Below are 5896 nucleotides of genomic sequence, written 5' to 3'. Positions count from 1 at the left end.
TGCGTCGGGGCGACGAGTGCGTGCTTAGCTCGCTCGCTGCGGAGCAATCGGACTTCATTCGGTTCAACGGCGGAAAGGTGCGGCAGATCGGTCAAGTGTCGCAGGGCAAGCTGACGCTGCGGCTCATCGATGGCGAGCGACAGGCCTTTTCCACGCTCACGGTCTGTGGCGAGCCTGCGGCAGACTTCGGCAGCGTGGCGAGCGCGCTCGCCACGCTGCGCGAAGGCCTGCGCGACGCCGCTGACGATCCGCACCTGATGGTCGATCGTTCATCGTGGACGCAGTCAATCCGCCGCACGGGGACGCTTCCTGAGCCCGCGGCTCTCGCGCGAGCAGTCGCTGAACGGGCGAAGGGACTGGACTTCGTCGGCTTCTACGCGGGCGGATCGCTCTCGCGTGGCTTCGCCTCATCGAGCGGCAGCCGTGGCTGGTACCAAGTCGAAAACTTTAACTTTAACTGGTCGCTTTACGACGCAAGCGGCCGCGCCATCAAGAGCAGCTACTCGGGCGAAAGCTGGGACGACGGTGCGTTCGCAGCGAAGCTTGAGCTAGCCGCGGCACGCCTGCCAATCCTGTCCGCCACACCGCGCGTGCTCGCACCCGGACACTATCGCGCGTACCTCGCGCCCGCCGCCGTGCAGGAACTGCTCGGTACGACGTCGTGGAGCGGCTTTTCTGCGCGCAGTCAGGCGAGCGCACGCTCGGAGCTCTACAAGCTTCATGCCGGCGAAGTCGCGCTCGATGCCCGCGTCGAATTGACCGAGGACATTGAACTCGGCATCACGCCGGGATTCAACGAGGACGGATACGAACGCAAAACCGTACCGCTGGTCGGGCTTGGACGCAGCATCGGCCAACTCGTTGACGCACGGAGCGCTCGCGAGTACGGCCTCGTGCCAAACGGCGCATTGGCCTCGGAGTCGCCAACGGCAATGTCGATGGCCGGGGGCGACCTCGCGGAGGACGATGTGCTGGCAGCGCTCGGGACGGGTCTTTACATCGGCAATCTCTGGTACGTGAATTTTTCGGACCGGATGAATTGCCGGCTAACCGGCATGACGCGCTTTGCGACTTTCTGGGTAGAGAACGGCAAAGTCGTGGCGCCCGTCGACGCAATGCGCTTCGACGACAGTTTGTATCGGTTACTAGGCAGCGAACTCGAGCAACTGGGCAGCCAACCGGAATTGCTGCTCAGCGAGAACACCTGGGGCGAACGCGCGACAGGCGGTATGAAACTGCCGGGGTGGCTCCTGCGGTCCATTGCATTGACGCTCTAATAGGGCTGTCGCGACCGGCCTCGCTGCGCCCGGACGAGGTGCTTATTTCGCCCGCTGCCAAACCACGGTCGCGGCACCGTAGCCGAAGACCCCGGGGGTGATATACGTCAATCGGTCCCCGATAAGCGTGAACGGTCGCGTTTGAACATCGCCGTCCCAGTTGGCGAAGCTACTTTTCTGGATATGGAAAATGATGGCGCGTCCCGCTTCGTCAACCGTATAGGTCCCGAAATGCGCCACGCTCCCTGCGACGATCGCCTTGTTCTGCTCGGTCGTTCCCGACAACTGATCGTCGGATGCGAGCTTTGGCAAATCGGCACGAGTCGCAACCAAAACGTATCGGCCGTCGCTGCCAAAAATGAGTTGCCCCTGAGGATGAGGGCCCAAAATCTCAAACGCGTTGCCGCTCCTTTTGACCGTCAGTGAAACCAGGGTCCACGAACCCACGATCGCGGGTGCCGTTTGTGCGAGGGTCGTGGATACCGGGAGGCACATCGCGGTCGTCATTGCGACGGCCGTCAGGTATTTAAAGAGTTGTTTCATGGTGCTCTCCCTCTCCACCATGCATTGGAGCATGGAGTTTTAGCAACGCGGTCGGCATCGTAATCATTTAAGCGTTATAGACGCAGATTGAGCGATGCGATATGTGGGCTGAAGTCGAGACAGAGCTTTGCGCCGGTCGGCGTTATGCGGGACAGAAGAACATGCGATGAACAACCTGAACATTCGAGCGCTTCGCTCAAGTCTGCTTGGCACCGCCACGATGGCGGCGCTGCTTTTCATTCCTGCGGGGACCTTGGACTACTGGCAAGCCTGGCTCTTTATGGCGGTCTTTGTAGTCGCGACGACCGCGATCACAGTCTATCTCGCGATGAAAGACCCGAAGCTCCTCGAACGACGCATGCGTGCGGGGCCGACGGCGGAAAAAGAGCCGGCGCAAAAAATCATCATGTTCTTTGCGATGACCGGATTTCTCGCGCTGCTCATTTTCCCCGCGCTCGATCATCGCTTCGCATGGTCTCCTGTGCCGACATATCTGTCCTTCGCGGGAGACGCACTCATCGCGGTCGGATTTTTCCTGGTCTTTATTGTGCTGAAGGTCAATACCTACGGCGCCTCCACCATTCAAATAGCCGAGGATCAAGTGGTCATCTCAACGGGGCCGTATGCGCTCGTGAGGCATCCTATGTATTGCGGTGCGCTTCCCTTACTGATTGGCATTCCGCTCGCGCTTGACTCGTGGTGGGGGCTGTTCGTGCTTGTCCTGGTCGTTCCAGCAATTATGTGGCGGCTGCTCGACGAAGAAAAGTTCTTACAGAAGAACCTGGAGGGCTATGCGGACTATTGCCAAAAGGTTCGCTACCACTTAGTGCCCTTTATTTGGTAATGCGGCCACCGGCGAGGTCAGGCACGTCCCCACACCTCGCGAATCATGTCTGCGTTCGTGGCCATCGGCGTGGCGACGCTCCATCGCCCACAGTGACTGAAATACCAGCAATTGTTGGCTCATAGTCGATTCCCGCTAGACCGAACTCAGCCCATATTCCTGTAAGTGCTTCTTGAACTTCTGATCCTTCTCGGGCGTCGCGTGAGCCGCGCGTCGATGGCGTCGACGAACGCGTGACAACGCTCGAACGATAGCGGATTGGGCGCGTAGTGGTTCACGCACTGGCAGGTCGTGATTCCGTCGGCCCCCTGGCGCGCAGTCCGGCCTCCTTACCTGCCTGCTGCCCCCGCAAACCAAGGGTACGCCGTTGTACGCAACAAACACGGCATCGTCCATACTTTGCAGGTTCATCGGAACCCGAAATGAGCGGTCTTTTCGCAGGAGACTTTGATGCGAATTTTGATTCTTGGCGCAGGCGTGGTCGGTGTCACGAGCGCGTGGTATCTGGCGCGCGCCGGCCATGAGGTGGTGGTGCTTGACCGCCAACCCGCAGTGGCGCTCGAAACCAGCTTCGGCAACGCTGGCCAGATTTCACCGGGTTACGCGTCGCCGTGGGCCGGGCCGGGCGTACCCGCCAAGGCCGTCAAATGGCTACTGCAGAAGCATCCGCCGCTGTCACTCCAGCCGGACGGCACCTTGTTCCAGGTGCAATGGCTGACGCAGATGCTCGCTAACTGTACTAAAAAGCGCTATGCCGTCAACAAGGCGCGCATGGTGCGGCTTGCCGAATATAGCCGCGACTGCTTCATGGCGCTGCGCGACGATACCCATATCACCTACGAAGCTCGCCAGCAGGGCACGCTGCAAGTTTTTCGCACGCAAAAGCAAATGGACGGCAGCGCCAAGGACATCGACGTCCTGAAGGAAATGGGTGTGCCTTATGAGTTGCTGTCGCGCGACGAACTGGCTCGCGCCGAACCGGCGCTTGAAGGCTCGAAGAATAAACTGGTCGGCGGCCTGCGCTTGCCAGGCGATGAAACCGGTGACTGCCATGTGTTCACCACCAACCTGGCCGAGATGGCAAGAGGACAGCACGTGCAGTTCCTGTTCGAGCGCAGCATCGATAGTCTGGTAGTCGAAGGCGGCAAGCTAACGGGGGTACGTTCCAACGGCGAAACATTGACTGCGGACGCTTACGTGGTTGCACTGGGCAGCTATTCCACCGCACTGCTACGTGGTTTGGTTAGTATTCCGGTTTATCCTGTAAAGGGTTATTCCATCACTGTGCCGATTACGAGCGCCGCGCAGGCGCCGATCTCGACCATTCTCGACGAAACCTATAAGGTCGCAGTCACCCGCTTTGAGGATCGAATTCGTGTGGGTGGCATGGCCAATCTGGTGGGCTTCGACAAGGAACTGCACGGGACGCGGCGCGAGACGCTGGAATATGTTGTCACCGACCTGTTCCCGGATGCTGGCGACGTAACGCAGGCTAGCTTCTGGACTGGCCTGCGGCCTATGACCCCAGACGGCACGCCGATTATTGGGCCGACAAGGATCGGGGGCCTATGGCTTAATACCGGCCACGGCACGCTGGGCTGGACCATGTCCTGCGGTTCGGGACAGTTGCTGGCGGATTTGATGTCGGGCACGACGCCGGCGATCTTTGCCGACGATTTTGCGGTCAGTCGCTACGAGAACTAACCGGACAGCCGACCAGAGTGATGGCTCGCTCGACGATAGCCGGGACCGCCTCAGCTGGCAGACGAATAGCGCAGGAGAAAATTGGGGTTGAAACAGGGTACATCCTACTGCTGGCGATGCCTCTTCGCATGTACCTTCATCGACCAGAGGTGCGCTCACGCTGCGCGCAATAAATGCTGCGGCGCGACGGAGACAGGAGACGCGACGTGCAGAATCCCTCGACCGAATGGTCAACCACCGATGTTCCCTTAGGGGACCGCACAGATGCCTGGGAATCCGTGCTCAGTACGAGCTACCGGGAATGGCAGGTTCCTCATCGTCTTCCTGCGACGTTCTATGCTCACGTCAAGCAGCACGATTTCGCTGGAGCCGGGATTGTCGAAACGGTCTGCGACCCGTGTACGGGGCAGCGCACGCGCGGACATGTTCGCCACGATGACGAACTCTATGTCGGTGTTCAGCTCACGACCGGTGGCCGCGAGCGGTTCAAGATCGGCGACTCGGGGGTGGAAGTCGCATCGGGCGATGTCGTGGTCTGGACGACTGACCAGGTGGTGGAATTTGAGGTTCTTGAGCGCCTGCATAAGGTGACGTTGATGATTCCATGGTCGGTTATGCGAGAACGGCTACCCGAGCGCAAACAGCCTCCGACCGGAGGCAAAATTGAAAGTCGCACGGGCGTCGGCTCGCTGCTAGCTGTGCATCTTCTGGCTCTCTCAAACGAAATCGCAACGCTTGACGAGAGCGTTCAAGGGTCCGTCAGCAGGTCCACGCTTGAATTACTGGGCATAGCGCTGTCGGGCCAACAGCCGTCGGCGGCATTCGATGCCAGTGCGGCTATGCTCAGGCGCGTGCAGGACTTTATCCTGCGACACTTGCACGAAGACGACCTGAGTCCGACCCGCATTGCTGAGGCAAATCACATTTCGCTGCGTTACCTGCACATGTTGTTTCAGCGCAGCGACATGACCGTTTCCGAGTGGGTGCTGGACAGGCGATTGCACGCCTGCAAGGAGGCGCTGACGGACCCCGCCTACAACCGGCAACGTATCTCCGAGATTGCGTTCCGCTGGGGATTTAATTCGACCAGCCATTTCTCCCGGGCGTTCAAGGAGAAGTACGGCGCCTCTCCGGGTGACGTACGCAGGACCGTGGGCGTGGGTCCTGCTTACGCGCCGCTGCCAGCCCGTTAGACTGAAATACGACAGTGCGTTTCACCGCCGTCGATGCGGACGAGGTCGCCGTGGATGTGTTCAATTCACGATGTGCGCGTTGTGACGGACGGCAATCACAGCTGCCGCTCAGGCCGAAAAAGAAGTGAACGTCTGAACCGCAATCTTCCCGTCTTTCACAAAAAACGTGTCCGTTGCGAGGGTGACCCACGGCTTCGCCTCCCACGCGATGTACGCTACGTTGCCGACCGTGCTCATGCTAGTAATCTTGAACGCTGGCCAGAGCGCCGGGTCTGCACCGTCAATAAATGCCTTGAAGAAGCCGGTTATCTCCTCGCGGCCACGGAAAGTCTTGT

At 59.8% G+C, this 5896-nt stretch carries 6 protein-coding genes; 4 read left to right on the top strand and 2 right to left on the bottom strand.

Annotation, left to right across the window (positions count from 1 at the left end; translation table 11 throughout):
- The coding region (locus WCA53_RS29210) for a TldD/PmbA family protein (protein WP_423919354.1) at positions 1-1277 on the top strand (1277 nt) is incomplete at its 5' end.
- Positions 1278-1319: 42 nt separating this feature from the next.
- On the opposite strand, the gene WCA53_RS29205 is transcribed toward WCA53_RS29210, so the two are convergent.
- Entirely contained in the window at positions 1320-1820 is a 501-nt protein-coding gene (locus tag WCA53_RS29205; RefSeq protein WP_423919349.1) for a lipocalin-like domain-containing protein, read from the bottom strand.
- Positions 1821-1986: 166 nt separating this feature from the next.
- Here WCA53_RS29205 and WCA53_RS29200 point away from each other — a divergent pair, with 166 nt between their 5' ends.
- The 3 genes from WCA53_RS29200 (at position 1987) to WCA53_RS29190 (ending at position 5561) form a co-directional block, all read left to right on the top strand.
- Positions 1987-2664, top strand: coding sequence for a methyltransferase family protein (locus WCA53_RS29200; protein WP_423919344.1), 678 nt, complete (start codon positions 1987-1989; stop codon positions 2662-2664).
- Between the two features lie 450 nt (positions 2665-3114).
- Positions 3115-4368 (top strand): D-amino acid dehydrogenase, encoded by a 1254-nt coding sequence (locus WCA53_RS29195; RefSeq protein WP_423919339.1) that lies wholly within the window; start codon positions 3115-3117, stop codon positions 4366-4368.
- A 206-nt stretch (positions 4369-4574) separates the two neighbouring features.
- Positions 4575-5561, top strand: a complete 987-nt coding sequence (locus tag WCA53_RS29190) for a helix-turn-helix domain-containing protein (protein ID WP_423919336.1) — start codon at positions 4575-4577, stop codon at positions 5559-5561.
- 108 nt (positions 5562-5669) lie between these two features.
- On the opposite strand, the gene WCA53_RS29185 is transcribed toward WCA53_RS29190, so the two are convergent.
- Positions 5670-5896, bottom strand: a 227-nt coding sequence (locus tag WCA53_RS29185; protein ID WP_423919333.1) for a nuclear transport factor 2 family protein, incomplete at its 5' end; no start/stop codon positions are given.

This window comes from Caballeronia sp. (genome assembly GCF_049581465.1).
Classification (GTDB): Bacteria; Pseudomonadota; Gammaproteobacteria; order Burkholderiales; family Burkholderiaceae; genus Caballeronia.
This window is presented reverse-complemented; position numbering and strand designations above follow the sequence as displayed.